This window comes from Mesorhizobium sp. M7A.F.Ca.US.006.04.2.1, assembly GCF_004022915.1.
GTDB classification, from domain to species: Bacteria; Pseudomonadota; Alphaproteobacteria; order Rhizobiales; family Rhizobiaceae; genus Mesorhizobium; species Mesorhizobium ciceri.
Genome location: NZ_RZQA01001476.1, coordinates 1 through 767 on the forward strand (window position 1 = coordinate 1; position 767 = coordinate 767).

Consider the following 767-nt stretch of genomic DNA (forward strand, 5'->3'; position numbering starts at 1 on the left):
CGGTACGGCTGGGCGAGGTGACCCGCGTGGTCGATTCGGTGCAGACGACCACGACGGCGAGTTGGTACGATGGCACCCGCGCGATCATCATGGCCGTGCAGCGTCAACCCGACGCCAACACTGTCGACGTCGTCGACAAGGTCAAGGCGATGCTGCCGTCCTTCAAGGACCAGATGCCGGCCGCCGCCGACATCAAGCTGCTTAACGACCGCTCCAGTTCGATCCGGCAGGCGGTCAGCGACGTGCAGTTCACGCTGCTGCTCACCATTGCCCTGGTCATCATGGTGATCTTCGTGTTCCTGCGCCGGGTGACGGCGACAATCATCCCGGCCGTGGCGGTGCCGATCTCGCTGATCGCCACGCTCGGCGCGATGTTCCTGTTCGGCTTTTCCATCGACAACATCTCGCTGATGGGCCTGACGCTGGCGGTCGGCCTCGTCGTCGACGACGCCATCGTGATGCTTGAAAACATCTTCCGCCACATGGAGGAGGACGGGCTGTCGGCCTTCGACGCCTCGCTGAAGGGCGCGCGCGAAATCGGCTTCACCATCATCTCGATCTCGATCTCGCTGGTGGCGGTTTTCATCCCCGTGCTGCTGATGGGCGGCGTCATCGGGCGCATCTTCAACGAGTTCGCCGTGGTGGTGACGGTCGCCATCCTGGCGTCGATGTTCGTGTCGCTGACGCTGACGCCGATGCTGTGCTCGCGGCTGCTGTCGGTGACCAAAGCCGACCGCGACAAGCATGGCCCCGGTCACAAGCAGGAC

At 63.9% G+C, this 767-nt stretch carries 1 protein-coding gene; it reads left to right on the forward strand.

All coding sequences use genetic code 11. The annotated features are described in order from the left end of the window. Positions 1–767 (forward strand): efflux RND transporter permease subunit (locus tag EN925_RS38165; protein ID WP_164894788.1); only part of this gene is annotated, 767 nt, incomplete at both ends.